A 26468-nucleotide genomic window follows, 5' to 3' on the forward strand; every position below is an offset into this window, starting at 1 on the left:
GACAAAAAATGAAAGTTGTACAAAATATTACTGAGTTAATCGGTGAAACACCTGTTGTGCGACTAAATCGCCTTGTTCCGAGAGGTGCGGCTGATGTTTTTGTTAAACTAGAAATGTTTAATCCATCTAAAAGTGTAAAAGATCGTGCAGCCTACAAGTGGTAATACAGGGATTGGTCTAGTCATGAATGCAGCAGCTAAAGGATATCATGCAATTTTGGTAATGCCCGATAATATGACAAAAGAAAGAATAAATATTTTAAGGGCTTTTGGTGCAGAGGTAGTACTAACCCCGAGTATGCAGAAAATGCAAGGGCCATTGAAAAAGCGTTAGAACTTCGGAAGGAAATTCCAAGAAGCTTTATACCACAACAATTCGAGACCAAGGCTAACCCAGACATTCATCGTAAGACAACAGCGCTTGAAATTTATGAACAAATGGATGGGCGTTTAGATGCTTTTGTAGCTACAGCTGGTACTGGTGGAACGGTGACCGGAACGGGGGAGTCATTAAAGGAACTAATATCTGACCTTTATATTGGAGTTGTAGAACCTAAAGGTTCACCAGTTTTGTCAGGCGGGAAGCCTGGCCCTCATAAATTAGTGGGAACAAGTCCTGGATTTGTACCTAAAATACTAAACACGCGGATTTACAATGAAATCATACAGATTGACGATGAGAGTGCTGTGAAAACTTTTAAAGACCTAGGGCGCAAAGAAGGGATATTTGTTGGTTTGTCATCCGCTGCAGCAGTATTTGCATCCATAAAGATTGCTGAACGTTTAGGCTCTGGCAAGCGAGTGCTATGTATTGCTCCCGATACTGGTGAACGTTATCTAAGTATGGACTTATTTTAATAGAATTAACTATAAAAGTATTCACAACTTAATGATTCCGCTGAGTTGGGGTGGTGGTAAGAAGGCGGGAGGAAAAATTATAGACCGGTAATTCTGATATCAGGAATTACCGGTACATTCGTTAAATGAATTCACCTTATCACATATTTATCGGAGTGCTTTAAAAATTATATCATTTCCTAAATATCGAGTTGCAAAGAGTGTTAGTTTGCTGATTCTATCTCATAAAAAGATAGGACCAAATTGATTCCTATCATCGTAGTTAAAAGTAAAGTTCCCGATTGCAAGATCCCGAAAATAACTCCTAAGAATAAACCTACACTCATCCCATTTGTCATTGCAATCATCATACAGGTCATAAATGGAATATTTTTTCTGTTATAAACAGTTTTTGTAATTACTATGGTTGAGAGTATGAGTAATACTAAAAAAAATAAAAATTAATGGTAGTGCCAATTTTGTTTCTCCTCTCACAACTAGTCAAGATATTTCATTTTACTTCTGGTAGATATTCTTTCTGACAGATTTTATAGGTTGATACTTTCTAAATTGAGTATAAAAAGCTAGTATTTAACAAAAAAAGTTTGATATTCTTCACAAAAAATCTATATTTAACACGTATAATTTCTTTTGTATTTATGATTATTAGAACATAGCTAGGAAAAATCATTTGATGAAATGAGGAATATCTGATGAAACCCCTTTTTAGTTTTGGACCTTTTACGATTCACTTTTTTGGTTTAATGATAGCTATTGGTGCAATAGCAGGTATCCTGTTATTTATAAGAGAAGCAAAACGTAGAAATATGAATCATAAGTTATTATTGGATGGAGTTATGTATTCCTTATTTGGAGGAATATTAGGAGCTCGTATCTTCTTTATACTTTTCTATAATCCTTCCTTTTATTTTGCCAATCCAATGGAGGTATTTTTTATCCAAAATGGTGGTTTGTCCATTCATGGTGGTATTATAGGTGGAGTATTAGTCGGCTATTTATTTTTGAAGAAACATAAATTGCCGATATGGCAAACATTGGATGTTGTTGCACCTTCACTGATATTGGCACAAGGAATAAGTAGAATTGGCTGTGACGTATTTGGTGGACCAATTTTTAGTGTTCTTCCATGGGGAATTGAAAAAGGCGGGGAGCTGTTGCACCCAGCTCAAGCCTATGAATTTTTGTTGGACTATCTCTTGTTCGGATATTTATGGTTACGATTGAAAAAGTCTTCCTATACGGGGCAAGTCTTCCTTCACTATCTAATTGGTTACTTGGCTATTCGAGCTATTGTAGAATTTGCTAGAATAAACCCAATGGTTGTTGGACCTTTTAGTGTTAGCCATGTGATGAGTTTAGTAGGTATAATTTTTGCTATTTTCCTTATGAGGTATTGTAAGAGAAATGGAACAATTGACAAAGTTAATCCGATCTCTAAAAATGAATTTGCCAAAACTGGAATATATGTAATATCACTAATGATTATTTCGTTACTTGTCTATTATGGAGTACAAGGGTAATGATTATACGGGAGATTGGATACTATGGATGCATAATTAAAAAACGAATTTATGGACAAATTTCAATTAGATGAATATATGTGTTTGAAAACGAGCAGTGGTTACTAGGTAGCTTAGGTAGCCATAATGCTCGTTTTTTATTTGATTTTAATCAAACAGTTTAATGTGTGACAAAATCAAGTTATTCATTTTTGACTAAATTGTGACTGTTTTATTTCTTCACAATTTCCCCAAACTTCCTTGCTAATATAACTAACTGTAGTTTAACTTCTAAGTTTAAGAATCTAGTTTAGGACGAGAGTCTATCAAAAGGAGCATCCATTCATGAAAAGAGGGCTTGTTTTAGATTATAATGAAAAGTTTGTGATATTCTTAACAGAAGATGGATGTTTTTTAAAGGATCATAAGAAAAAAAGGAAATATGAACTTGGAGAAGAAGTAACTCTTTTTGAAATATTGGATGAACATGAAGATACTACTTCAATAGGTCCAGGGAACAAGGAAAGAATCTCTGAGAATATATAATACATTACTCTGTATTAATGTTAATTATGTTTTTTCTAAATGATTATCTGTTATTTTTTATATGCAGGGATATTGTTTTGGTAATTAGTTTGCCATGGATCGAATAGAGATAACAAAAAATTGATAAAACATAAAGTACCCAAAAAAGTGTGGATGACACTTAATATCTTCGTACTTAACACTCTCCCGAACCAAATTGAAAGCCTTATCATTATTATGATAAGTTTGTTTTTAAAATTTAATAATAGATCTTTATCTTTATCGTTTATCACAATTTCTTCAAATTTATTAGGTATAGTATTAATATAGGATTTCACACTTTTAGGAGGAAAACAAATGACTGATGTATTAAAACGTCCAAAAATCGCAAAGAATATTACTGAATTAATAGGTCGGACACCTTTAGTAAGACTAAATCAGATTAGTGACTCAACTGGTACTGAAGTACTTGCAAAATTAGAATACTTTAATCCGTTATCAAGTGTAAAAGACAGAATAGGTAATGCTATGATTGAAGATGCCGAGCAACGTGGGATTATTAATAAGGATACAGTCATTGTTGAGCCAACAAGTGGAAATACAGGTATTGCGTTAGCTTTTGTTTGTGCAGCTAAAAATTACCGTTGTATTCTTGTAATGCCTGATACAATGAGTACAGAAAGACGTAGCCTTTTAAAAGCATTAGGTGCAGAGCTTGTGTTAACTGAGGGAGCTAAGGGTATGAAAGGTGCAATCGAAAAGGCTGAATCATTAAGTAAAGAAATACCAGATGCGTTTATTCCTCAACAATTTAATAACCAAGCAAACCCTATGATTCATAGAAAAACAACAGCTGAAGAAATTTGGGCTGATACAGATGGTACTGTTGATATTGTAGTTAGTGGAATTGGAACAGGTGGAACTATTACAGGTATTTCAGAAGTCTTAAAAGAACGCAAATCTTCTTTTAAGTCTGTTGCTGTAGAACCAAAGGATTCCCCTATTTTATCAGGTGGATCCCCAGGACCGCACAAAATTCAGGGTATTGGTGCAGGGTTTACTCCAGAGGTATTAAACACAGATATTTACGATGAAATTGTCCAAGTCATGAATGATGAGGCATTTGAGGCATCAAGGTCGCTTGGAAAACAAGAGGGAATATTAGTTGGTATATCCTCTGGTGCAGCGATTCATGCTGCTTCAGTTATTGCAAAAAAACCGGAAAATAAAGGGAAAACAATTGTAGTTATATTACCTGATACAGGTGAACGTTATCTCTCTACAGCATTATTTAATGAGCAAGAGTAAAATTAAAATGAGATAACCGAAATGTAAGTTAACCGGTTTAAAGGGTCTCAACATTGGTATCAACCACTTTATTTAGACAGCTTTTCATAGCAAAGTTTGCAGATCGGAAAATACGAAGCTTATTTATTTATTATCTAAGTAGAAAAGGATAGATGACTCGCTGAATCTTAGCTATATCTATCCTTTTTATTATTGTAATACTAAACTAAAAAACATTTTAACTATAATCTGTTCGGAATCTGATGCATTAAAAAATATTTAATCATTGTAATCTCCATAATCTTCCTGAATGAGGTCTTGCTAAATCAATAATTATGGCAACTTAATGTTTGACGAGACATTAGAAAGAGCAAAAGTTGACCAAATTGGCACAGTTATCAAACTGCTGATAGACCGCATCGGAAACTGGCTTCAGAAGCGAAATCAATTATTTCTTTATTAGCAAAAGACTTAATTATTATAATTAAGCTGGGAAACCGTCTTTAAAATTTCTCTTTTTAGATTATCCAATTCCATAAATGGTTTATATCAACCTTGTAGAGTTGTTCTATTCTTATCCTCCTTATCTATTTTAACCATAAGTAAGATGTATCGATCGAGTACTATTCAATGTAAATAGATTTAATAAAAAGGAATGGAAAATTTATTAATCATTGTTATAATGCATATTAAGTTAAATTACATTATAAAAGGTGGTCATAATGGGGAATACGTGTCGCTATGTTGTTAACGCTGTTGGTAAAGGTGGAGAGACATACTATACCCACTTTAAAGATAAAAAAGAGTTAAAAATATGGCTTAAAGACCATCAAGATAAATTATTAATGAATGAATTAAAGATAATTGATAAGAATAAGCATCCATTTTTAAATCGTTTAACACTATTAAACTTTTTAAAATAAGTTGGCCTCCTTTCTATATAAGAAAAAAGAATTTGTATAATTTAAACAACAAAAGAGCTGACACAAAAGGTTGGTAAATAACGATTCTTTTGTGTCAATCTCTTTAAATTATTTATTAAATGGAATTCACCTACTGTCTTACCTATTCCAGGGATTATGGAAATTTACAATTATTTTCTATCTATCCTAAACATTTAGGAGATAAACTTATGTTTTAATAGAATTAACACACAATTCAACTATAGGGTCCCATATCTTTTTTAGGAGCGTTCTTTTGCACTTAAAATTGGAATATATACATTTCCATCCTGAATTATTGGTTCAAAAATATCTAGAGGCCTTGGTGGAGGTCCACCTATATTAATACCAAATTCGTCATATTTACCTCCGTGGCATGGACAAAAAAATGAAATACCTTCAATTTTAAGATTATTATCAGCATGTGTTGCCGTGCAACCAAGGTGGGTAAAAATAGGTGACATGACTAACAATTCTTTAGTACTACTATCTATGTTTATATATACAAAACCTTTTCTTTCTTGTTCTACCCAAGCATCCTTAATCTTGGTGTTATAGTTTACTTTCTTAGGAAATGGTCCCTTTTTTAATTTTTCTAATGGACCAAGGTTAGCCAGTGCACTAGTATCTATTTCTTCTTTGTTACATGCTGTTAAACTAAAATGTATAACAGTAAGTGTTAATAGTCCTATTGTTCCTTTTACACTTTTCTTCAAAAACTTCCTTCTATCTAATTGTGTCATCAAATCCCTCCTTGCTTTAAATTCTAAACTATAAATATGAAGAACCTATGGTGTTTCAAATTACACTGGATTTTTCTATACTATCTAGATATTTTAAGAATTTCACAGTTTCTACAAATCTTTATGTCAAAATATAATTATACTTCAAAAGGAGGGAATCGAATGAGTTGTTGCGGATCTTCAAATATAAGTAAAAATCAGAACAAAAATACCAGTAATGCAAACTTAACCCCAATCGAACAGTTGAAGGTACGATTAGCACAAGGTGAAATCTCTATTGAAGAATACCTGAAAACAAAAACTGTATTAGATCAATAATGAGTTCATTGGTACCCAGCTCCATTGGAGACTGGGTATTATAATGGGCTTTTTTCAAATTGAATAGAATTCATCACAGAATCTTCATATTTATTGTCTATAATCCTAGAAGATGGCTTCTTTAATACAGTATGAAATGAGGTGTTATTGATTGGGAAAGAAAACAAAAATGATCATTGCTCTTGGTATTTTTTTAGCAGTAATAGGTACACTTATTTATACTAGCATCGGTAATGCAGCAACTTTCTATCTAACTGTTGATGAATTAAAAGATAAACAGGAAGAGGCAGTTGGAAAACGGATTAAGGTAAGTGGGAATATTGTAGGAGAATCAATTAATTTTGATTCATCCCAAATATTACTAATGTTTGAACTAGAAGGAGAAAATGGTTTTCGTGTACCCATTCAATATGATGGTGTCAAACCAGACACATTAAATGATGGGTGGGAAGCGATAGTGGAAGGAGAATTAAACTCTGAGGGTGTTTTTATTGCCTCTGAATTACTTGTAAAATGTCCTTCAAAATACGAGGCAATGGAGGAAAACGGAGAGGAAATTCCAAAAGACCACCCAGCGACACAGAAACAAGGAGGAAATGAAACTAATGGGTGATATCGGCCGTTTGGCCCTTATGTTCTCAATTGTCATAGTTGTTTATGGAATAATAAGTCATCTGATGGCAATTCGAACGAAAAATATACGTTGGCTTAAGAGTGCGAAAACCTCTGTTTTTATTCTTGCTTTTTTAACCACTCTAGCCTCGGGTTCCTTAATTTATTTACTAGTAACAGGGGATTTCAAATACGAGTATGTTGCACTTTATTCAAGTACTGACATGCCTTTGTTTTATAAAATATCAGCCTTTTGGGGAGGAAATGCTGGTTCTCTCTTACTATGGTTCTGGATATTAAGTTTATATACAGCGTTGGTCACTTGTTCTAAACATAAGGATAGTACTAAATATTTACCTTGGGTATCTACTATATTATTAATCATCAATGCTTTCTTCGTACTCGTACTTAATACTATTGAACAACCTTTCGCGTTAAATCCAGAGCAGATGTCGGAGGGTAATGGATTAAATCCGTTATTACAGAACCCCGGAATGGCGGTTCATCCTGTTACCTTGTATTTAGGTTATATCGGATTCGCTGTCCCGTTTGCTTACGGAATGGCTGCATTAATTCTTAAAAAGGCGGATGCGGTTTGGCTTAAGGTTACGAGAAAATGGACATTAGTATCTTGGTTATTCTTAAGTATGGGGATACTATTTGGTTCCCAATGGGCCTATGTAGAACTAGGATGGGGTGGTTACTGGGCGTGGGATCCAGTAGAAAATGCCTCATTACTACCATGGCTTACAGCAACAGCACTTTTACACTCAAATATGGTTCAAGAAAGAAAAGGTATGTTAAAAAGGTGGAACATGACCTTGGTCACTCTTACATTTGTCCTTACATTATTTGGGACATTCTTAACGAGAAGTGGTTTGTTATGGTCTGTGCATGCATTTGCAAATGGTCCAATCGGTGCTTATTTCCTTGCCTTTATAGGGATCATTATTATAGGTTCTATTTGGAATATTTCAGCAAATTGGTCTGTGCTAAAGTCAGATGCCCAATTTGAGTCTTACATTTCTAAAGAAAGTAGTTTTTTAGTAAACAATCTATTATTAGTAGCATCAGCATTTACGGTTTTTTGGGGAACCATTTATCCTGTTGTGTCGGAAGCTGTAACAGGTTCAAAGACAATGGTAGGGGCTCCTTATTTTAATAGAGTCAATGTTCCGATCTTTATTGCCATAATTATTTTAATGGGGATTGGACCAGTTGTTGCATGGAAAAGATCTACCACAAAAGCTCTTTGGAAAAATCTTCGTGTCCCATTAATTGTAACAATTTTATTAGCTCTAGCACTATTTTTTACTGGAGTGAAGAATTGGATGACCCTTTTATCCTTGTCAAGTACAAGCTTTGTGGCTTTGATTATTTTCCTTGAATTTACAAAGGCTGTACAAGCTAGGGTGAAGGTAACAAGTGAATCACCACTTCGCTCATTTTTTATGCTTTTTGTTAAAAATAGGCGGCGTTATGGTGGGTACATTGCTCACTTTGGAGTCATTTTAATTGCCATTGGGTTAACTGGAGCTAGCACTTATTCAGTAGAGAAACAATATGGATTAAATGAAGGGGATTTTATCAATCTAGGAAAATACACATTATTGTATAGAGGTCTGGCCGAGAATAATAGTGAGGCTAAGCAAACGGTCTATGCTGAATTATTAGTAGAAAAAGATGGTGAAAAAATAGGTGTTGTCCGACCTGAGAAGGTGTTCTATGTAAATGGTACTCAACCTACAACTGAAGTATCCATTGTAAGTTCATTACAAGAGGATCTTTATGTTGTACTAAATGGTTGGTCTGAGGAAGATGGCAAGGTGTTTATTCAAGTTAAAATTTTCCCTCTCATGTCATGGACATGGGCTGGAGGCTATATCTTGATTCTAGGTACATTAGTATCTTTATGGCCTAATCGATCTGCCAAAAGAAAATCACCGTTTAACATGGAGTCGATGACCTATGGGTAAATGGCTAAAAAATGTATGGTTTTCACTATCTTTAACGATATTCTCTCTTGTAGTATTTGTTCCTAAAAAAGGCTTTGCTGAAGGGGAAAACGTTTCTATATCTCGTAATGATATGCTTAATGTTGCCAAAGAACTACATCCACCAGGGTGTACAGATTCTATGACTGCTGATTATTGTACGTTATCAACCGCGTATGATTTGCGACAAGAGATATGGTCTCTGTTAGAAGAGGATATGGATAAAAAACAAGTTATTAATTATCTAGTTCAAAAATATGACGAACGTATCCTTGCGGCTCCTACACCTGAAGGTTTTAACCTGATAGCATGGGTTTTACCTGGGGTAGGAGTAGCAATTGGTGCAATTCTCATCCTTTTTCTAATAAAAAAATGGAAAAAGGGACAGGTTGAATCGAATGAGAATCAACAAAAGCTGTCTGTTACGGACTATGATGCGAATAAAGTCCAAGAGGAACTGAAAAATTGGTTATAAAGAGAGGAAAACGTTATGACAGATACTGAAATTTTTATGGGTGTCATTGGGCTAATCATCTTACTTCTTCTCGCTTCTCCTTTCTTTATAAAAAGAAATCCAACGATAGAAATGCCAGAAGAAGATTTCCAAGATGAGAAAGAGCAAGTGTTTATGCAACTTTCCGAATTAGAATACGATTATCAAATGGGAAAGTTACCAGAAAGAGACTATATAAACACAAAAAGTGAGCTTACGTCAAAGGCATCTAAATATGTTAGTCACTCTAATGAAGATTTCATTGAAATTGAACGAACGGTAGATATAGAAATAAGAACGGTGCTTAAGAAAAGTGGGGTGGGGAAGGAGATAATGTATGAAAAGTAAAATTATTTCACTTTTAATAGTGATCATCATGCTTCCTCTTGTGTTAGTACCCAATAAAGGTTCAGCTGATGGCAAGTATCCAGTAAGGATTACAGAACAAAATATAGTAGCCTCTCCCATAGATCAGAATACACTTCAGCTTATTCAGATAGTGAATTTTAAAAACAGTGGGAATAAGAAAGAAGAGCAATTACCTATTTATTTACCTGAAGGTTATTCCGAGCTTCAAGTTCGTTCTGGGTTAGAAGAAAAGGATATGAAGGTAATAGATAAAGGGGTTGTTGATGTAACAGGTCTTGACCCTGGTAAAGAAAAGCAGATTGTACTTTCCTATATTATGCCGCTCACCCAAAGAAAATCTCAATGGGCGATTGAGACATCCTATGTAACTGAAAGTTTTCAGGTTATTATACAGCCTGGGATATTATCTTTTGAAGCAAGCAATTTAGTCACACAATCTGATTTGTTCGAAATGAATAACCAGGAATTTAGGCGATTTACTCGAGTAGATCTTCATCCTGACACACCTTGGACACTTACTTTCAACTTTATTGGCCAATCAAGTGCAAACAATGAGACAAGCAAAGTAGAAGATTCATCTCCATCTAACTATACAGAAGATGGATATAAGATTATTGGGAAAGAAGGAATTGGATACGGAAAGGCTGCTATTACAATAGCCATAATTGTGATTGCATTATGTATGACATTAATCGGATTAAAAAGGGATTATCAAAAATCGATAAACAAATCGGTAAGACCTACACGTACGTGGTTACAGACGGAAAAGGAAATATTATTGCAAGAAATGGTTCAACTAGAAAAAGATTATCAGTCGAAATTAATTAGTGAAAAAACATATAAGGAAACTTATAACGATATAAGAGAGAAAATGATACGGGTTATAGCAGAACTCAGGTAGGTGGTCTCCATTTTGGAACTTCAAAATCTTGAATTTATCATAAATGAACGAAAGGTATTAAAATCGATTAATTTCTCTTGGAGAAAGGGGGAAACGGTTGCGTTTATTGGAGGGAATGGAGCGGGGAAATCTACTCTCTTAAAGATAATTGCATTACTTTCTCAACCTTCTGACGGGAAGTTATCGTTAGCAAAAGGAGTTAGCAAAAACAATTGGAAAAACAATCTAGGTGTTGTTTTTCCTGATAGTTTTTTACACGACTCCTTAACAGCTATTGAAAATTTACATTTTTACCAGAAAATTTATGGGAAAGATGACAAACATTTTATTGAGCATATTCTTAATAAAGTACAATTAGTCACTGTGAAGGATGAACTTGTGGGTACCTATTCTAAGGGAATGAGACAACGTTTATCCATCGCAAGAGCGTTGGTCCATCAACCTGAGTATCTACTTTTGGACGAACCGTTTGATGGGTTAGACTTGAAATCAAAAATGATCATTGAAGATATTCTTAATGAACATGAGTCACAAGGGAATGGATATATCTTAGTCAGTCATGATGTAAAACAAGCTTTTGATCTTTGTGAACGAGCAATTTTACTACATGATGGGGAAATTATTGTTGACGAAAAGAGTTCCCAAATATCTCTCTTATCTTTTTTAGATAGGTATCAATCATTGTTGGAGAGGAATGAAAATGAATTTCTATAAACAGACATTATTAATTCTTAAAAGGGACCTAACGTTAGAATTTCGCCAAAAATCACTCCTCTTTTCAATGATTATTTTTGCATTAATGCTTCAAGTGTTTTTAAACATTGCGTTTGATACAGATATGGAAGCTATGCAAAAATTGGCGGCAGGGATATTATGGATTCCTATTCTTTTATCTGCCATGCTCGGTTTTAACCGAATTGTTGCAATGGATAAAGAGAATAGTGTCCTAACTGGCTTGTTAGTCTCTCCATTAGACAAGGGTGCACTGTACCTTGGGAAATTTTTAGCGAATTTAGTATTGATTTTGATAGTAATCTGCATATCAGTTCCTGCCTTTTTTTTATTTGTTCAACAACCTTACCCAGATTCACTCGGTTTACTGATAGCGGTATTGTTATTGGGCAGTTGGGGGTTTGTAGCGATGGGTGTTTTTTTAGCAACCCTTGCACAGTCAAGCAGAATTACTGAATTATTACTACCAGTAATGCTTTTCCCATTAAGTGTTCCACTGTTTTTAGGAATCGTTCAGCTAACTGAAGTAGCCTTATATCCTTCTATAGAAATGTCGCAAAACGTATGGCTGATACTTTTAGTTAGTTATGACATTCTTTTTACAATCATCCCACTTTTTTTATTCGATTACTTATTGGAGGTGTGACATGGTTAACAGACTACTGGGAATATCAAAAATTCCACTTACTTTAATAACAGCAATCGTCATAATCATTCAACTATACATGGCTTTTTACTATGCACCAACTGAAAAGTATATGGGAGAGATACAAAGAATTATGTATTTCCATATCCCAAGTGCTTTTGTAGCGTTTGTAGCTTTTGCAATCGTGTTTATCGGAGGAGTTTTATATTTATATACGAAAAATAAGCAATGGGACTATTTAGCTGTATCAGCAGCTGAGATTGGAGTACTCTTCACAACATTTGTTCTAGTGACGGGCTCGTTATGGGCAAAGCCTGTGTGGAATGCATGGTGGGTGTGGGAAGACCCACGATTAGTTACTTCGCTTATTCTATGGTTTATGTATATCGCTTATTTATTCATTCGAGCATCTGTGCAAGGAGAAGAACGTCATAGGAAATTTGCTGCAATATTTGGTATCATCGCCTTTTTAGATGTTCCACTCGTTTACTTCTCGGTAAAGTGGTGGAGAACCATCCACCCAAAGGTAATCGATGAGCAAGGTGTTCATATGCCGGTTGAAATGGCACAAACCTTGTTCTTCAGTATAATTGCCTTTCAGTTTCTATTTTTCACACTATTAATCTATCGTTTCTTTCTTGAAAGACAAAAAGAAAAGATAAAAGAAATAAAGAATATAGAATTAAAAAGATAGGAGAATATAGATGAATTTTTTATTCGTAGGAGTATTAATTATTTGGGTTGGGATTCTCGCATACGTTATTCGAATTTTTAACGAACAGAAAAAGATAACGAAACAATTAGAGAAAATCAAAAGTTATTATTAGATGTAAGTATAGGAGGGGTGAAAAGTGTGTTACGTAAGCTGGTGCGTGTAACGATTATTGTGCTTATAGGAGTTGCATTTATTTACATGGCTATAAATCTTGCTGAAAAATCAACTGCTGCAGAAGTGGGTGGCCTTGCTCCTGATTTTACGTTAGAAGGTATGGACGGTAACATGGTAAGTCTAACAGACTACCGAGGTGAATTTGTTATTCTGAATTTCTTTGCATCCTGGTGTCCCCCATGTCGGGAGGAAGCTCCTGAACTTCAGGCGTTTGAAGAAGAGTATGGAGATCAGGCAAAACTTTTAATTCTAAGTCGAGCGGAACCAAAAATACAAGTGCAGGAATTTATTGAAGAATTTAAGTCTACCTCAACGTATCTTCTAGATTATAATGATTCGATGGCTAAACCTTATGGTATAGCTGGACAACCTGAAACTTTTTTTATTGATGAAAGTGGGATTATTAGGTACCACCATGTAGGTCCGATGACAAAAGAATTTATGGTTGAAACTGTTAATAAATACAAAAAATCACCATTATCAGAAAAGTAAAAGACCCAATAAATAGGGTATGGATGGGAAATTATGTCATTTCGTAGGGTTTCTTTAGCGCTTCCTGGTTTGTTTTTTCTTTTAGGACCAACGGGTGCTTTTGCTCATAATGGACAAAAAAGTGGTTTACATGATTATTCATTTTTTGAGCTTTGGAACCCGGCATTATTTATAGGAGTTATTCTAGTTTTTCTGTTATACCTTCATTTCATAAATAAAAATCGAAGGGGTAATCCTGATTTTACTCCCGTATCCATAAAAAGAAAACTTTCCTTCTTAGGTGGACTGATTGTATTTTATATTGCGCTAGGTAGTCCGTTACATGTTTTAGGTGACAGTTTCTTATTTAGTGCGCACATGCTGGCACAGTCTTTAGTTTATATTGTAATGCCACCGTTACTATTAATGGGTATAGAAAAATGGATGGTCCAATCTGTTATAAAAATTGGTTTTAAATATAAGATTCTTTCAATAGCAAAGGTTCCATTAATTCCATTGTTACTATTTAATATTCTGTTTTCTTTTTACCATATTCCAATAATTTTTGATAAAGTGGTTTCAAATACAATTTATCATAACCTTACTCATTTGATTTTAACAGCTTCAGCATTTTTAATGTGGATTCCAATATTTCCTGTTAGTGATGAATTAGATAAACTTTCTCCTTTGCAAAAACTTGGATATATTTTTGGCGCAGGTGTGTTATTAACTCCTGCTTGCGCATTAATTATTTTTGCCGATGAACCATTGTATGCGATGTATACTAATGCCCCACAATTATGGACTTATCTTGGTCCGATAGATGACCAACAAACCGGTGGTATCATCATGAAAGTCATACAAGAACTAATCTATGGCACAGTAATAGGATATATATTTTTTAAATGGGCAAAAAAAGAACAGGTTCATGATGAATATGTACCAATAATAAATGAGGGATAAGTGAGTGATAGGTATGAAAGACAAAATTCTTATTGTTGATGATGAGTGGAATATGAGAAATCTAATAAAGATTCATTTACTTCCTCACTTCGATTTAGAAGAGGCAGCAAATGGTAAAGAGGCGTTAGAAAAGGTAAAAGATCATAATTTTCAACTCATTATTCTGGATGTAATGATGCCTGATATGACTGGATGGACAGTCTGTGAAAGAATCCGCGAGAAAGAAAACATTCCAATTTTGATGTTAACTGCTTTAACGGATGTAAAGGATAAAGTACACGGTCTTAACATTGGTGCAGATGACTATTTAGTAAAACCATTTAACCCTGAAGAACTGGTAGCACGTGTTCATGCATTATTAAGAAGGTCTGTTGAATTTAATAATGAAAATGATAATGGAACAATTACAATCTCTGACCTAACAATTATTAAAGATAGTAGACTGGTTCTCGTAAACGGCAAGGAAGTTGACCTTACACCTAAGGAATTCAATCTAATTCATTTATTCGCAACAAATCAGAAACAGGTATTTACACGTGAAATTTTACTTAATGCTATATGGAATACAAACAACGTTTTAGATGTTAGGACGGTTGATACACATGTGAAAAATGTAAGAGAAAAACTTAGAAAAAATGGATTATCGTTTAATCCAATAAAAACAGTATGGGGTGTTGGGTATATCTTTCAAACTCCAGATGGAAAAGCATGAAATGGAATAGTATCGTTATTAAGTTAGGAGTAGTCTTTATCCTGCTTTTTTTCGTTGTTATTTTCCCTTTAGGGTTTAGTATAAATAAAATTTTTTCCGGATTCTTTTATAATGAGGTAGAAAGCCAAGTTGATAAGCTGTCTACTCGATACTCTCGAACAATAACAGATATTAAAGATGAGAAAATTCTTAATATGTTTGAAATGCTGGCAGATTTGACAGATCATGAAATAATTATAGTGGATAAAAATGGGGAAATCGTGGCAAATTCAGGATTACCTAGTCTTCCTAAGGGTTCAAAGGCAAACATCGAACTTTTGCCTTCTCTTAAGGAAAAGGAATCGGTTAAAATCGAAATTCAAGATGTAACTACAAAGAACAGGTATTTATCAATTGGAAAACCAATAATTTCAAACAAGGAATTCCTAGGTGGTATATTTGTTTTAGCTCCAATTGATGGCATATACTTATCACTTGACCGTGTTAGAGATATGCTTATCCTTGCCGGAATGGGTTCCATATTTTTAGCAATTGGATTTGCCTTCTTTTTTACAAGAAAACTGACAACTCCATTACTTGAAATGGAAAAGGCTACGAGGAATATTGCACATGGCGACTTGAAAACAAGAGTGAGTGTTGAAAGTAAAGATGAAATAGGATCTCTAGCAAAAGCTATTAACTATCTTGCTGTAGAATTAGATAAATACCAAACAAATAGAAGGCAATTTTTCGCTAATATATCACATGAGTTACGAACACCTTTAACATATTTAGGTGGTTATATAAAAGCGATTCAACAAGGCCTTTACCAATCTGACGAAGAAAGAGATCAATATCTGCTTATTATAGAGAATGAAACGGAAAGAATGACGCAATTGGTGAATGATCTTTTTGAATTGTCGAAAATGGAAGAGGGAAAATTAGAGTTCCACTTTGAAGATATAGACCTCTGTGAAGTTATTCAAAGTTCTATAGAGAAAACAAAATTAAAATCAAAAGAAAAGGGAATCGAGATTTTCCTTAAAGGTGATACAAATCTTCCCTTAGCCAACCTTGATGGGTTACGAACTGAACAAATTGTAATAAACCTCTTAGAGAATGCCATTCGTTATACAGAAAAGGGGTCTATAACCGTAAAGCTTTGGAGTGAGAGACAAAAGATAAAAATATCAATCGAAGATACGGGATTAGGTATACCAGGAGAAGATTTACCTTATCTGTTTGAGCGTTTTTATCGAGTGGAAAAGTCAAGGTCTAGAGCAACCGGAGGAACAGGTTTAGGATTATCCATTGTTAAATCATTAGTTGAACTTCAACAAGGTGAAATTCAAGTCAAAAGTGAAGTTGGTAAAGGGACAAGCTTTATATTGACATTCCCTGTAGTAGACTTTAGTCAGGAGGATTAGGATGAAACGAATTGAATATGTTATTGCGGGTCTACTCGTGATTATAGGTCTGGCTTGTCTAACAACTTCAGGATCTTATCTGATGGGGGCTGGTATAGATGCATACATCATGACTTTTTTACAGTTGTGTATGTGGTTAGGAATTCCTATTGTTGTGGTTGGCGTAATTTACTTGATACTAATAAAGTTTAAAAAAGGTGATAAAAAATGATGAAATTAAGACTTTTTACATTAATGTTTTTTATGATGGCTTTACCTCTTAATGCATTTGCTCATGGTACAGAGGAAGAGTATCAAAAAGAGGGTTTAATGTTTGATAAGATAATTGGTGGGGGATTAGTAGTATCAATTCTTTTATTAGTAGTATCTGTGGTCGGAATCGTAGTGATTTCAAAGAAAATAAAATCAATAAGTGTTAAAAATAAGCAGGGTCAGAAAAAAAGCAATCAATTAAAAAAAAGTTCAACAATCCTAAAATGGATTAGTGCTATAACTTTGTTAAGTTCAACAATTTTTGGGTTTATAACTTTAAAAAATAATGAGGTTGAACAGGGAGATACTATTGGATTCCAACATATACATGGGCTTGGATACTCCGCAGATGGTAATAGTTTTTATATACCAGCTCATGATGGCTTAAGAGTTTATTCAAAGGGTGAATGGAGGATTCCAGAAGGGGAGAAACATGACTATATGGGTTTTTCTATGGTAGATGACGGATTTTACAGTAGTGGTCATCCTGGACCAGGCTCAAAATTAGAAAATCCTTTTGGAGTCGTAAAAAGTAATGATTTTGGTAAGTCACTAGAAGTATTAGATTTATATAAAGAAATTGATTTTCACGGAATGGCTGTAGGATATTTTTCACATGCAATTTATGTGCTAAATCCCGAAGCGAATAGTAGGATGGAAGATACGGGCCTTTATTATACATTGGATGAAACCAAAAAGTGGACGAAAAGCGATATGAATGGGTTAGATGGTCAACCTGCATCAATCGCAGTGCACTCATCAGATGAGAAAATCATTGCAATAGGTACAGATCAAGGTGTATTTCTTTCAACCGATTTTGGTAATACATTTGAAAGTATATTACCAGGAGTACCTATATCTTCCATTCACTTTACAAAAGAAAATAAATTAGTGGTTGGTGGGCTAGAGGATGGGTCCGTAATGTATGAAATTAATATAGATACGAAAGAGAAAACTAAGATTTCTATTCCGGAAATAAGTAATGAAGATGCAATATCATATATTGCTGTAAATCCTCAAAACAGTTCAGAAATTGTTTTCACAACATTTGAGAAACAAATTTATATAACAAAAGATAATGGAATTAGTTGGACACAGATTGCAAAGAGTGGAACAGCTATTGATCGTAAAGTAGAAAAGGTAGAAAATTAGGGAACTTTCAATGTAATTGTGAATGAATTAATCGAAAATAATTTATGTAAGGAGAATGGTAATGATGGGAATGATGAATTTTGGCATGTTATTAAATATGCTAATTTGGATATTGATAATTGGTTTTGCAATTTATGGTTTTGTTTTATTAATTATGAAACCATTTGAAAAAAACAAAGATTCTAGTGGGAAAAACAACAGCCAAGGAAATGCACTAGACATTTTAATGGAACGCTTTGCTAGAGGTGAAATTGATGAAGAAGAGTATGAGCAAAAAAAGAGAGTATTACAAAGATAAAATATAAATTAATCTCTTCACATATTCTTCAAATTAATAGGGTACAATATTTCTTGTAACATAAAACTAAACAGTAAACAGACTAAAATGAAAGGAACCTTTAACGGTTCCTTTTATTTTTCACATAAACTTTAGAATCTCCACAGTTTCATCAAATTTATGGTCTATACTTATATTAACGATATAGAAAGGAGGTAGAGCAAATTGAAAAAGAAAATAGCATTTGTTTCATCTTTTGCTTTAGCAGCTCTTTTAGTTGTAGGACAGTTTACGTATGCTGAGGAACCTGAAAAGGGTATGGGAAATATGATGAACGGAAATGGAAACGGTATGATGAATATGATGGAGGCTATGAATTCACCTGAAGGTCAGAAGATGATGACGGCGTGTGGAGATTTCATGGAATCCTATGATGATCAAGAAAGTAATGATTAAGAGTAACGTGCTCACATATTAAATACTCCCCTTTTAAAAAGGCCTTCTTAGGCCTTTTTAAATTATTTCTTGGTGAGATTCACCTTCTTTATTCATAAAAACTACATAATTATGTGATAATGTAGGACTCATGGGTTTTTTAGGATATTGATCGAAGTAAATGTAATTGGATTTATTGGCTGAATACTGATATAAAGAAAAGAAATTAGATTTAACTATAGTGACAAACTTGGTTGCTTTTACTGTTTTATTTAAGCTATTAGTGGCAATTGAGTGTATTTAATAAAAAAAATTTCCTGAAACGTCCTGTAGATAAGATTAATTGAAAGAGATGGAAATAATATGTATTGGGACTGGATTGATCAATTATCCGGATTACTCACAAGTAGTCACAATTTTTTTTGGGATCTTTATCAAAATAGTACTTTTTATATTAAATCAATTTGGCTCGGAGTCATGTCGTTACTTACATATAGTCAAGTAACATCAAACGTTCTTCTAGTTATTTATTTGCTTTTTCTATTTAAAAAGGAAAATTGGATAAAAGAATTAGTTTTGATTTGCGTGGGAAGAATTGCCGGATTGTTTATAGGGATTTTGATAACGACAATGTTTGGGGATTACAATTTTCAAATCTTAATAGGCCTAGTTAATTATAGTATTGGTCCATTAATTGTCATTATCTTACTCGTTCATTTTTGGATAAATAAAAAAGGCATTGATTTTAAAATTAAAACATGGTGTTCTTTCATTTTTGGTTTAATGTTATCATTTTATCTTGATCCTGTTTTCTATGGTTTTTCTAGATTTTTACCATTCTTCTTTGGTAGGGATGTTTTTAGTTTCATTAAGCCTTTTTTGTATTCTATGATTTTGATATCCCCTTTGACACTATTTGGATTCATTGCATATGGTTTTGAATTTGATAAATGGGTTAAAAGAAATAAATATTTTTTTAAAGTATTACAAAAAGTCATGTATAATTTTTTAATACTTATAGCAATTAATTCTTTCATTATATATTGGTTTTAAGCTCTGAAAGGAGTAGGACAAGTGAGTAGGTCAGTAAAGTTTTTAATAATGTTAAGTTTTGTTTCGATTTTTATATTAAATATATTCCCGGGAGTTTCTGCGTATGCCCATTCTTCTTTAGTGAGAACACTTCCTGAAGGCGGAGAAAAGGTGGAAACTAGCCCTTCTACCATAGAATTGTGGTTTAAGGACCCTGTTGTACTGCATTCTAAAGCTTTGAAAATAATAGATTCATCGGGTAGGTCATTTCAATTAGGTAACACATATATAGATCCTAACAATCAAACTCATATTATTGGTGAATTGAAGGAACCATTGCCAGCTAATCGATATAATATTGAAATTAACGTGATAGCTTTAGATGGAGATATCATAACAGAAAAATTCTTTTTTGAGGTTCTTAAGGATGAAGTTCTTAAGGATGGGTCTAATCAAAAGGGTCCATTGAAGTTAAATAAGCAGATACCTAATGATGGACAAATCATCAAAGGCAGTCTTGATAAGATTGATTTATGGTTTAACCAAGAGACAGAACTTTCAGCCATCGGAGTCTTTGACAAGAACCAACAGCCAGTGAAATTAAAGGAACCATACCAGGATCCATTAGATCCCACCCACATAACAGTAGAATTCGATCAATCGTTAGCAAAAGGGACCTATCAAGTAACATGGTATGCACATCCAAGCAATAGGGTTTCTAGTAATCAACCAGACAGTCTCGATGTTTTTTATTTTGCTGTGGATGAGTTCACACCAATCGAAGAGGGTTCAAAGGGTACACCTGTTCATAATGCATGGTTTCCAGATATGGGATTAAAGCAACTTGGCTATTGGCTCGTTTTTATTGGATTATCGATATTATTTGGCTCAAGCTTATTTATTCAAATCATTTCAAAAAACCTTAAACAGGATAGTGAATGGAAGTTTATTTCTTTAAGTTTAATTTTCATGACAATGGCTGGTGTTACTCTATTAATTCTCCAGCAAAGAATGGAGTTACTAGAACTACCTTTAAAAGAGTTCTTCACATTAAAATTTATCTTGGTACCAATTATCCAAGTCATTTTATTATTACTAGGATTGATGTTTAGAAGAATTGAGACTTTTGCCTTTGGACTAGCGTTATTTATGACACCATTTGTGATGGGGCATGCCTCGTATCCTCGTTATGGAGGTTACTTTACTATCTTCATAAATGAATTGCATCTTTTTGGGGCATCAATTTGGATGGGCGGCTTATTGGCATTAATTACGCTTGTTAAGAAAAATGAGGTTTCTGATTTTATCGGGAAGTCTGCATTGAAATTCTCTAGATTAGCCTTTTGGAGTCTTATTGTTATAATCTTCTCTGGGATCATAATGACAATCCGTTATATTCCTTCCTTCTCAATTGAAAGTTTCCTCGATAGTCAATGGGGAAAAGCGGTTATCGTAAAAGCAGTGTTAACGATTCTAGTTGTTTTGGTAGGATATCTCCAAAGAAGAACGATTAAAAGGTTCACTGTAAATATGGTAACTAAGTTTAAAATAAGAGGTATTAATGAAATTGTGTATGGCATACTTATCTTATTATTTGCTTCGATTTTAGTGGTATCAACTCCTAGTGCTGCTGAACAGGGTATATATCCTGAAGGAGAAAAAAATGAACAAGATTTAGAGGTGAAAATGTCTCCATTAAAGCCAGGACTTAACGTCTTAACTATAGACCTAAAAGGAAAAAGTGATGTCGAGAATATAAGGGTTAAAATCACGATGCCACCGGATTATAGTGTTGAGTATGATGCTTTTAAGATAGATGAGGACACTTTTAAAATAACAGGTAATATTATCCATGCAGCCGGAACATTGTTTATGGAGATTGAAGCAATAAAAGAAAATGGTGATAGTAATACCTATCAATACACGATTGTTGTTCCAGGTGAAGTACGGTTTAATGAGTAAAAGGAGAGGGAAAGATGTATGAATTCTTTAGTCAAATAAGTAATTTCCTTAGTCAACCTTTTCTTACTCTTAGGTATACTACAGAAAGCATCCCTATTCTTTCAGCTTTTATTTTAGGGATTATCGGTGCTTTAGCACCTTGCCAATTTACTGGTAACCTAGGGGCTATTACGATATATGGAAATAAGTCTGTACAAAAAAGTATGGCCTGGTCTGAGGTAGTCCTTTTTATTTTAGGAAAAATTGTCGTTTTTTCAGGTCTAGGCCTTGTTGTTTGGTTATTAGGCAGTGAGTTTGAATCAACATTGACTCTCTATTTTCCATGGATACGTAGGGTAGTTGGACCTATATTAATATTTATTGGATTATTTATGATTGGGCTCATTAAGTTTAGGAAGTCTTTATCACTTGGGAGCATACCAGATCGTTTTCTGAAAAAAGGAAAGCTTGGCTCCTTTTTAATGGGAGTTAGCTTTTCGTTAGGGTTCTGTCCGACAATGTTTGTATTATTTTTTGTAAGCTTAATGCCGATGGTTGTGTCAGTATCTTATGGGGCAGTATTACCAACCATCTTTGCCATCGGAACATCCTTGCCTTTGATTATTGCAATTTTTCTGATCTGGTATTTTGAATTAAGTGGAAAGTTAATGAAAAAGAAAGGGAGAAAACTTGGTTCAGTCGTTCAAAAATTAGCAGGTTGGATAATGATTATACTTGGGATTTTAGATACTTTAACTTACTGGACGTAAATTAAGGTATTTTAAAAAGTTAAAAGATTAATAGAAAATATGTATACTCACCTCACGAAAAGGTAAAGATAATCGTGAGGTGAGTTTTTTATGAAATCTATCAAAATGACTATAGTATTTCTCATACTATTAAGCTTTTTCTATACAAACAGGGCAGTTAATAGTCAAAGTAATACAAATGGATTATTGGAGTTAACAGAAATTGTTCAAAAGGAAAAAATAACATTAAATTCATGGAAAATTTATATAATGAAACCGGTTAAGGATGTAACCAGTGAAAAAGATATTCAAAGAGAAATAGAAAGAATACAAAAAGATGAAGAAGGATATAAGTGGGATATTAGACGTGATGAAGGCAGTGAAGAACAGCACTATATTACAGTTGGTTACAAACAAATCGAACCAAAAGAAATAGAGATGCGAGTTAAAGTTACTGCCTTTCTTGTAGGGAATAAGTACAGAATATATCATTCTTATGAAATTAAGGGTCAAACTTGGAATAAAGAATTATGGGAATTTATTAATGCTAACTTTAAAAATGAAATTAACGGACAAAATGAAGTCTTTTATACTCTTAAAGGCACAATGAAAGAAAAGAATGGCTTTGAATTAAGGGATGAGGGGGATCTTCTCTTAAGAGAATTCTCTGGTACCTTTGTGGAAGGATTAATTGAAGATGATTTGGTTTCATTATCTGCATATACTAATCTTTTGGAGTCATATACATTAAGGATAAATGAAAAGAAAATTAATCTTCAAATAGGTCTTAGGAAAAATCAAAAGGATGATTTAATTGATGTTACGATTGGTACCCCTATAATAACTTCTGGATACTAGAAAACAATATTATCAAAGAGTAACAGGATCATTCATTTTTAAGTGTACATAAAATTAAAGGTTTTAAGTAGAGTATAATTGACAATTTATTAGAAATCTTAAATGATCAAGAAATTGTTGTAAAACTTTCATTCTAATTAAAGAAAAAAATAGAAGGGACCTTACTAACACTTGCTATACAGCAGTTTCTAGACGTTCGGAAATCGGAACGAGAAAGTTTAAAAGATCTTGAAGGCACTGAATATGCTTCGAGGCGATGCTTATATAGTTGGAATTTGTGAAAACATTTGAGGCACGAAATTACTTTGCCCTTTTTGTCACTTTCGCAAAGGCACTAACCATTCAATTAGTTGATATAGAATCCATATGGATCAATATCTTGTGTGTCACTGTTGTTGATTTCATTGTTCTTTTTGTGCTAAAACGTTTTTGAATTTTGCGAAAAAATGACCACCTACAGATTAATAGGTGGTCATGTAGATTACAACAGGCTACGGCACTCATTGATGCACTCTTGTAAGTCTCTTGAAGCGTGTTGTAAACGTTCATTGCTCATTTTAGACATAGCGTTATTTAAGTGTCTCATTGCGCTTTCACATTCATTAATACATTCTTGGAGTTGTTGTTTATTATCCATGATAATCCCTCCTTTCCAAAAATTTATTGTTACCTAGAAGTAGGGAATTATTCGTTTAATAGTAAACCTGTTACTGAGTCACCTTTAACCAATATTGACTCACCTGTATTCTCTAAATCGTTCTGGGAAGGAGAGGCGTTTAGAGCGCTTGCCCCATCAGTGGAAATGAAACTATTTAGAAACGAGATGACGATGAACTTGGTGTTAGTATGTCATACTTTCCTAGGTCTAACCAATAAAAAAACAACAATTCTAGAACAAATCGATTTTCCTTGTTTTCAAGGGAATAGACTTGCTCTGTGTATATTTATCATGTTTACCCTAATTTGAGCATTAGCTGTATGGTAAAAAGAAATCCATGTATACAAAACCAAGCAACATGGTCGTTGTAAAACCAAATGTTAAAGAAATGATGTAAAAAGTATGGATCCCAGAAACCGTCATCATCCCATTCAGTCCCCAACTTGCCCCTGATTTTTGAGGTTTTATTTAACTGAGATCAAAAGGAAACTGATTCTGCTTTATAAGTCATTCAACATTGGCAAACATCTAAGTAGAAGAAATATTGAAAAGTCATCAGGTTTCTTAAAATGAATAAGGCGTTTGGCAGTATTCCTATAATAGCAATAATAATATTGAACCCAATACCTATTAAAACTGCTAGGAGGGTTAGAGGATAACCATTCAAGTAAGGGATTTTTCACTTTTTATTCCTTTCCAGCCCATTTATATCCAACTCCCCAGACTGTGAGCAAGTGATCATCAGAGGGAAAACCGGATTTTCGAAGCTTTTCACGTAAGTTTCTAACGTGAGAGTCAATCGTCCGGTCTTCAGTTGAAACTTCATATCCCCAAATAGAAGTTATTAAGTGTTCTCTAGTAAAAACTTTATTCTGGTTATTCAGAAATAAACTCATCATCCCAAACTCCTTAGGTGTTAATGAAATTTCCGTTCCGGAATAATGCATTTGAAAAGAATCATGATCCAGAGAAAGGCCTCGAAATAAGATTTTCCCAGTTTCACTCTTTTGTCTTCGCAAAACTGCCTCAATCCTTGCAGTCAGCTCTTCCTCGTCAAAAGGTTTGGAAATATAGTCATCTGCACCATTCTTTAATCCCTTTACAATATCCGTTTTTTCACTCATAGCGGTCAGCATAATAATGGGGGTATCCCAGTATTTTCGGATTTCCTGACATGCTTTCCAGCCGTCAATGTCTGGCATCATAACATCTAATAAAATAAGGTCTACTGAATGTGATGTTAAGTATTCAATTGCATCAATTGCTGATTCTTTCTTAATACAGTTGTATCCCAATGGTGACAAGTACAAGGATAATAAATCTAGCATCAACGTTTCATCATCTACTAATAAAATTGTTTTCATTCTACTGATCTCCTTTAAAAATTAGTTCGAATTCTGTACCAACATTTTCCTTACTTTTTACATTAATTTCGGCACCATGTGCGTGAACAAGCTCTTTTACAATCGCTAGACCAAGTCCCATACCTCCAAGAGATCGTGATCGAGATTTATCAACTCGATATAAACGATTAAAGATATAAGGGATGTCTTTTTCAGGTATCCCTTTTCCGTTATCCTGAACAGAGATATGAATAGAATTTTTGTATTTCCATACTTGTAATATGATTTGTGCCCCTTCATTAGAGTATTTCATTGCGTTGTCTAATAAATTGAAAATGATTTGTTCAAGTCTCAATGGGTCCGCTCTTAAAACTGTGCCTGAAGGGCAGATAACTTTAAAGTTCATATTTTTCTCTAGAAAAGCAGGAGAGAACTTCTGCTCAATTTTTGTAATAAACTTGCTTAAATCGATGTAGTCTTCCTGAATTTCAAAGGAATTTTTGTCGATTTTAGCTAATTCGAATAGCCCTTTAATTAAATGAGACAGACGATTCGTTTCTTCTACTATAATCTCCAAATATTTCCCTCTTTCCTCACTAGAGAGATTACGTTTATATACGATGTCTGCATATCCTTTGATATAAGTTAGAGGAGTCCGAAGTTCATGGGAAATGCTTGCTAAAAAATCATTACGTTCCTGTTTTAAATAATTCAGATCTGTAGCCAATAATTCAATTGATTTAGCTAAATCCCCTAATTCATCATCAGACGTTTTCGGTAAGGAAACAGAAAAATGCCCTTTACTGATTTGTGAGGTAACTTCTTTCATTTTAATAAGCGGTTTTGTGATTCCTTTTGATAGAAAAATAATAATAATAATAGTGAGAATAACGGAAATCCATCCTGCCAAAATAAAGTGCTCATTTAGCCGTTGAATTAAAGAATGAACAGATGCTGTATTTTGAAACATGTATATATATCCGATAAGCTGTCCGTCAGTTTGAATAGGACTGACGGTTGCAATAAAAGGTTCTTCACTCCAATTTCCTTCCACGATCTGCCCATTCCTAGGAATATTAGAAGTAGGTGTCTTTAGGTATTGTTTAAAAGGGTTAATTGGAGAGGAAGTGTCGAGCACCTTTCCAGTTATATCTGTAATCACAACATCCGTATTCGATTCAGACTCCATTAAAACAACATGATCTATCGTTTCGACATCAAACTGTTCTTCAAGAATAGCTCTATGAGAATTTCCCCTCGCTTGAAGAGCATTGAGCTCTTCTTCAACCATGGAATCAACAATTCCCTCGTGTAGAAAGAAAAAAATAAATGTCATCAAACCAAAAATAATCAGAAAGAATAATATTCCAAGTTTTACTGAAAGTTTTTTCACAGAATTCACCTATTTTCAAT

General features: G+C 33.8%; 31 protein-coding genes and 1 pseudogene. 28 read left to right on the forward strand and 4 right to left on the reverse strand.

The genetic code is table 11. From position 1 onward, the window contains the following. The first annotated feature begins 8 nt into the window (after positions 1-8). The 5 genes and pseudogenes from LPC09_RS26450 (at position 9) to LPC09_RS26470 (ending at position 5091) form a co-directional block, all read left to right on the forward strand. Positions 9-857 (forward strand): annotated as a pseudogene (locus LPC09_RS26450) (PLP-dependent cysteine synthase family protein). Between the two features lie 692 nt (positions 858-1549). Further along, positions 1550-2377, forward strand: a complete 828-nt coding sequence (gene lgt, locus LPC09_RS26455; RefSeq protein ID WP_098796888.1) for a prolipoprotein diacylglyceryl transferase — start codon at positions 1550-1552, stop codon at positions 2375-2377. 324 nt (positions 2378-2701) lie between these two features. Then, positions 2702-2902: an anti-sigma factor domain-containing protein gene (locus tag LPC09_RS26460; protein WP_098796885.1), complete on the forward strand. Its 201-nt coding sequence runs from the start codon at positions 2702-2704 to the stop codon at positions 2900-2902. Between the two features lie 336 nt (positions 2903-3238). Then, positions 3239-4189: a cysteine synthase A gene (gene cysK / locus LPC09_RS26465; protein WP_098796882.1), complete on the forward strand. Its 951-nt coding sequence runs from the start codon at positions 3239-3241 to the stop codon at positions 4187-4189. Between the two features lie 701 nt (positions 4190-4890). Continuing rightward, on the forward strand, positions 4891-5091 hold the full coding sequence (locus LPC09_RS26470) for a hypothetical protein (RefSeq protein ID WP_098796879.1): 201 nt from the start codon (positions 4891-4893) through the stop codon (positions 5089-5091). A 260-nt stretch (positions 5092-5351) separates the two neighbouring features. Here LPC09_RS26470 and LPC09_RS26475 read toward each other — a convergent pair whose 3' ends face one another. Next, entirely contained in the window at positions 5352-5852 is a 501-nt protein-coding gene (locus LPC09_RS26475; protein WP_098796877.1) for a QcrA and Rieske domain-containing protein, read from the reverse strand. A gap of 162 nt (positions 5853-6014) precedes the next feature. On the opposite strand from LPC09_RS26475, the gene LPC09_RS26480 reads away from it, so the two are divergent. The 23 genes from LPC09_RS26480 to LPC09_RS27715 all read left to right on the forward strand — a co-directional run bounded on the left by LPC09_RS26480 (position 6015) and on the right by LPC09_RS27715 (position 23335). Continuing rightward, the gene (locus LPC09_RS26480; protein ID WP_141549674.1) at positions 6015-6170 is read left to right on the forward strand and encodes an SHOCT domain-containing protein; all 156 of its coding nucleotides are present in this window, start codon (positions 6015-6017) and stop codon (positions 6168-6170) included. Positions 6171-6321: 151 nt separating this feature from the next. Next, the gene (locus LPC09_RS26485) at positions 6322-6783 is read left to right on the forward strand and encodes a cytochrome c maturation protein CcmE (protein WP_098796874.1); all 462 of its coding nucleotides are present in this window, start codon (positions 6322-6324) and stop codon (positions 6781-6783) included. After that, positions 6776-8758: a heme lyase CcmF/NrfE family subunit gene (locus tag LPC09_RS26490; protein ID WP_212137848.1), complete on the forward strand. Its 1983-nt coding sequence runs from the start codon at positions 6776-6778 to the stop codon at positions 8756-8758. The genes LPC09_RS26485 and LPC09_RS26490 overlap by 8 nt, the downstream gene beginning before the upstream one ends. Further along, positions 8751-9251 (forward strand): cytochrome c-type biogenesis protein, encoded by a 501-nt coding sequence (locus tag LPC09_RS26495; protein WP_098796868.1) that lies wholly within the window; start codon positions 8751-8753, stop codon positions 9249-9251. The genes LPC09_RS26490 and LPC09_RS26495 overlap by 8 nt, the downstream gene beginning before the upstream one ends. A 15-nt stretch (positions 9252-9266) precedes the next feature. Further along, entirely contained in the window at positions 9267-9617 is a 351-nt protein-coding gene (locus tag LPC09_RS26500; RefSeq protein WP_098796865.1) for a hypothetical protein, read from the forward strand. Beyond that, positions 9607-10539, forward strand: a complete 933-nt coding sequence (locus LPC09_RS26505; RefSeq protein WP_098796863.1) for a hypothetical protein — start codon at positions 9607-9609, stop codon at positions 10537-10539. Before LPC09_RS26500 ends, LPC09_RS26505 begins: the two co-directional genes overlap by 11 nt. A gap of 12 nt (positions 10540-10551) precedes the next feature. Further along, positions 10552-11253, forward strand: coding sequence for an ABC transporter ATP-binding protein (locus tag LPC09_RS26510; protein WP_176551041.1), 702 nt, complete (start codon positions 10552-10554; stop codon positions 11251-11253). Beyond that, positions 11240-11917, forward strand: a complete 678-nt coding sequence (locus LPC09_RS26515) for a heme exporter protein CcmB (protein ID WP_176551040.1) — start codon at positions 11240-11242, stop codon at positions 11915-11917. The genes LPC09_RS26510 and LPC09_RS26515 overlap by 14 nt, the downstream gene beginning before the upstream one ends. Before the next feature lies 1 nt (position 11918). After that, positions 11919-12611, forward strand: coding sequence for a cytochrome c biogenesis protein (locus tag LPC09_RS26520; RefSeq protein ID WP_176551039.1), 693 nt, complete (start codon positions 11919-11921; stop codon positions 12609-12611). Between the two features lie 10 nt (positions 12612-12621). After that, a complete protein-coding gene (locus tag LPC09_RS26525; RefSeq protein ID WP_098796854.1) occupies positions 12622-12744 on the forward strand; it encodes a CcmD family protein in 123 nt (40 codons plus the stop codon). Positions 12745-12770: 26 nt separating this feature from the next. Beyond that, positions 12771-13298 carry a TlpA family protein disulfide reductase gene (locus LPC09_RS26530; protein ID WP_098796851.1) on the forward strand — a complete coding sequence of 176 codons (528 nt, stop codon included), beginning with the start codon at positions 12771-12773 and terminating at the stop codon, positions 13296-13298. Between the two features lie 33 nt (positions 13299-13331). Next, entirely contained in the window at positions 13332-14240 is a 909-nt protein-coding gene (locus tag LPC09_RS26535; RefSeq protein WP_098796849.1) for a cytochrome c oxidase assembly protein, read from the forward strand. Positions 14241-14253: 13 nt separating this feature from the next. Beyond that, positions 14254-14952: a response regulator transcription factor gene (locus LPC09_RS26540; RefSeq protein WP_098796900.1), complete on the forward strand. Its 699-nt coding sequence runs from the start codon at positions 14254-14256 to the stop codon at positions 14950-14952. Then, positions 14949-16358, forward strand: a complete 1410-nt coding sequence (locus tag LPC09_RS26545; protein ID WP_176551038.1) for a sensor histidine kinase — start codon at positions 14949-14951, stop codon at positions 16356-16358. The genes LPC09_RS26540 and LPC09_RS26545 overlap by 4 nt, the downstream gene beginning before the upstream one ends. 1 nt (position 16359) lies before the next feature. After that, the gene (locus LPC09_RS26550) at positions 16360-16569 is read left to right on the forward strand and encodes a hypothetical protein (RefSeq protein WP_098796844.1); all 210 of its coding nucleotides are present in this window, start codon (positions 16360-16362) and stop codon (positions 16567-16569) included. Continuing rightward, positions 16569-17762, forward strand: coding sequence for a F510_1955 family glycosylhydrolase (locus LPC09_RS26555; RefSeq protein WP_212137850.1), 1194 nt, complete (start codon positions 16569-16571; stop codon positions 17760-17762). Before LPC09_RS26550 ends, LPC09_RS26555 begins: the two co-directional genes overlap by 1 nt. A gap of 61 nt (positions 17763-17823) precedes the next feature. Next, complete coding sequence (locus LPC09_RS26560; RefSeq protein WP_098796841.1) at positions 17824-18060, forward strand: SHOCT domain-containing protein; 237 nt, start codon at positions 17824-17826, stop codon at positions 18058-18060. Between the two features lie 204 nt (positions 18061-18264). Further along, positions 18265-18495, forward strand: a complete 231-nt coding sequence (locus LPC09_RS26565; protein ID WP_098796839.1) for a hypothetical protein — start codon at positions 18265-18267, stop codon at positions 18493-18495. A 342-nt stretch (positions 18496-18837) separates the two neighbouring features. Continuing rightward, entirely contained in the window at positions 18838-19527 is a 690-nt protein-coding gene (locus tag LPC09_RS26570) for a hypothetical protein (protein WP_098796837.1), read from the forward strand. A gap of 21 nt (positions 19528-19548) precedes the next feature. Further along, complete coding sequence (locus LPC09_RS26575) at positions 19549-21468, forward strand: copper resistance CopC/CopD family protein (RefSeq protein ID WP_098796835.1); 1920 nt, start codon at positions 19549-19551, stop codon at positions 21466-21468. Between the two features lie 14 nt (positions 21469-21482). Continuing rightward, positions 21483-22217, forward strand: a complete 735-nt coding sequence (locus tag LPC09_RS26580; RefSeq protein ID WP_212137852.1) for an urease accessory protein UreH domain-containing protein — start codon at positions 21483-21485, stop codon at positions 22215-22217. A 90-nt stretch (positions 22218-22307) separates the two neighbouring features. Next, the gene (locus LPC09_RS26585) at positions 22308-23054 is read left to right on the forward strand and encodes a YwmB family TATA-box binding protein (protein WP_098799772.1); all 747 of its coding nucleotides are present in this window, start codon (positions 22308-22310) and stop codon (positions 23052-23054) included. A gap of 176 nt (positions 23055-23230) precedes the next feature. Continuing rightward, positions 23231-23335 (forward strand): hypothetical protein, encoded by a 105-nt coding sequence (locus LPC09_RS27715; RefSeq protein ID WP_251406362.1) that lies wholly within the window; start codon positions 23231-23233, stop codon positions 23333-23335. 200 nt (positions 23336-23535) lie between these two features. On the opposite strand, the gene LPC09_RS26595 is transcribed toward LPC09_RS27715, so the two are convergent. The 3 genes from LPC09_RS26595 to LPC09_RS26605 all read right to left on the reverse strand — a co-directional run bounded on the left by LPC09_RS26595 (position 23536) and on the right by LPC09_RS26605 (position 26448). After that, entirely contained in the window at positions 23536-23691 is a 156-nt protein-coding gene (locus tag LPC09_RS26595; RefSeq protein WP_176551259.1) for a hypothetical protein, read from the reverse strand. 707 nt (positions 23692-24398) lie between these two features. Beyond that, positions 24399-25076 carry a response regulator transcription factor gene (locus LPC09_RS26600; RefSeq protein ID WP_098799773.1) on the reverse strand — a complete coding sequence of 226 codons (678 nt, stop codon included), beginning with the start codon at positions 25074-25076 and terminating at the stop codon, positions 24399-24401. A 1-nt stretch (position 25077) separates the two neighbouring features. Next, on the reverse strand, positions 25078-26448 hold the full coding sequence (locus LPC09_RS26605) for a HAMP domain-containing sensor histidine kinase (protein WP_098799774.1): 1371 nt from the start codon (positions 26446-26448) through the stop codon (positions 25078-25080). Between the last annotated feature and the right edge of the window lie 20 nt (positions 26449-26468).

The sequence above is a fragment of the Metabacillus sp. B2-18 genome, from assembly GCF_021117275.1.
Classification (GTDB): Bacteria; Bacillota; Bacilli; order Bacillales; family Bacillaceae; genus Metabacillus.

Bases quoted from the DNA above. Each gene is read 5' to 3' on its own strand.
- lgt (WP_098796888.1), top strand. From the start codon at position 1,550: ATGAAACCCCTTTTTAGTTTTGGACCTTTTACGATTCACTTTTTTGGT.
- LPC09_RS26460 (WP_098796885.1), top strand. From the start codon at position 2,702: ATGAAAAGAGGGCTTGTTTTAGATTATAATGAAAAGTTTGTGATATTC.
- cysK (WP_098796882.1), top strand. From the start codon at position 3,239: ATGACTGATGTATTAAAACGTCCAAAAATCGCAAAGAATATTACTGAA.
- LPC09_RS26470 (WP_098796879.1), top strand. From the start codon at position 4,891: ATGGGGAATACGTGTCGCTATGTTGTTAACGCTGTTGGTAAAGGTGGA.
- LPC09_RS26475 (WP_098796877.1), bottom strand. From the start codon at position 5,852: ATGACACAATTAGATAGAAGGAAGTTTTTGAAGAAAAGTGTAAAAGGA.
- LPC09_RS26480 (WP_141549674.1), top strand. From the start codon at position 6,015: ATGAGTTGTTGCGGATCTTCAAATATAAGTAAAAATCAGAACAAAAAT.
- LPC09_RS26490 (WP_212137848.1), top strand. From the start codon at position 6,776: ATGGGTGATATCGGCCGTTTGGCCCTTATGTTCTCAATTGTCATAGTT.
- LPC09_RS26495 (WP_098796868.1), top strand. From the start codon at position 8,751: ATGGGTAAATGGCTAAAAAATGTATGGTTTTCACTATCTTTAACGATA.
- LPC09_RS26500 (WP_098796865.1), top strand. From the start codon at position 9,267: ATGACAGATACTGAAATTTTTATGGGTGTCATTGGGCTAATCATCTTA.
- LPC09_RS26505 (WP_098796863.1), top strand. From the start codon at position 9,607: ATGAAAAGTAAAATTATTTCACTTTTAATAGTGATCATCATGCTTCCT.
- LPC09_RS26515 (WP_176551040.1), top strand. From the start codon at position 11,240: ATGAATTTCTATAAACAGACATTATTAATTCTTAAAAGGGACCTAACG.
- LPC09_RS26520 (WP_176551039.1), top strand. From the start codon at position 11,919: ATGGTTAACAGACTACTGGGAATATCAAAAATTCCACTTACTTTAATA.
- LPC09_RS26525 (WP_098796854.1), top strand. From the start codon at position 12,622: ATGAATTTTTTATTCGTAGGAGTATTAATTATTTGGGTTGGGATTCTC.
- LPC09_RS26535 (WP_098796849.1), top strand. From the start codon at position 13,332: ATGTCATTTCGTAGGGTTTCTTTAGCGCTTCCTGGTTTGTTTTTTCTT.
- LPC09_RS26540 (WP_098796900.1), top strand. From the start codon at position 14,254: ATGAAAGACAAAATTCTTATTGTTGATGATGAGTGGAATATGAGAAAT.
- LPC09_RS26545 (WP_176551038.1), top strand. From the start codon at position 14,949: ATGAAATGGAATAGTATCGTTATTAAGTTAGGAGTAGTCTTTATCCTG.
- LPC09_RS26550 (WP_098796844.1), top strand. From the start codon at position 16,360: ATGAAACGAATTGAATATGTTATTGCGGGTCTACTCGTGATTATAGGT.
- LPC09_RS26555 (WP_212137850.1), top strand. From the start codon at position 16,569: ATGAAATTAAGACTTTTTACATTAATGTTTTTTATGATGGCTTTACCT.
- LPC09_RS26560 (WP_098796841.1), top strand. From the start codon at position 17,824: ATGATGGGAATGATGAATTTTGGCATGTTATTAAATATGCTAATTTGG.
- LPC09_RS26570 (WP_098796837.1), top strand. From the start codon at position 18,838: ATGTATTGGGACTGGATTGATCAATTATCCGGATTACTCACAAGTAGT.
- LPC09_RS26580 (WP_212137852.1), top strand. From the start codon at position 21,483: ATGTATGAATTCTTTAGTCAAATAAGTAATTTCCTTAGTCAACCTTTT.
- LPC09_RS26585 (WP_098799772.1), top strand. From the start codon at position 22,308: ATGAAATCTATCAAAATGACTATAGTATTTCTCATACTATTAAGCTTT.
- LPC09_RS26595 (WP_176551259.1), bottom strand. From the start codon at position 23,691: ATGGATAATAAACAACAACTCCAAGAATGTATTAATGAATGTGAAAGC.
- LPC09_RS26600 (WP_098799773.1), bottom strand. From the start codon at position 25,076: ATGAAAACAATTTTATTAGTAGATGATGAAACGTTGATGCTAGATTTA.